Below are 262 nucleotides of genomic sequence, written 5' to 3'. Positions count from 1 at the left end.
CTTGAGCACAACGGTGTCCTTTACCTTGAGATATCTTCAATCGATAGTATTTCTTGAATACAGGATTATTGTTAATTACAGTCAGTATGATTTGATACAAAGTCTTTCTAAGATACTTAGATCCCTTCTTGGTTATGCCAGTGTGTTGGGCGTTGTATTGACTCGATTCATAGTGATATGGTGCTACTCCTGCAAATTTAATGATTTGAGAAGGCTTGGAATAATTGCCAATATCTCCTAATTCGGCTAAAATAGAAGTACC

1 protein-coding gene is annotated in these 262 nt (G+C 36.3%); it reads right to left on the bottom strand.

The window, feature by feature from the left end; genetic code table 11:
- Window positions 1-262, bottom strand: a 262-nt coding sequence (locus LJE08_RS14140) for an IS110 family transposase (protein WP_227403596.1), incomplete at both ends; no start/stop codon positions are given.

It is taken from the genome of Holdemanella sp. DFI.5.55 (assembly GCF_020593575.1).
GTDB classification, from domain to species: domain Bacteria; phylum Bacillota_I; class Bacilli_A; order Erysipelotrichales; family Erysipelotrichaceae; genus Holdemanella; species Holdemanella hominis.
The sequence above is the reverse complement of the archived record's forward strand: the minus strand, read 5'-3'. Positions and strand labels throughout refer to the sequence as shown.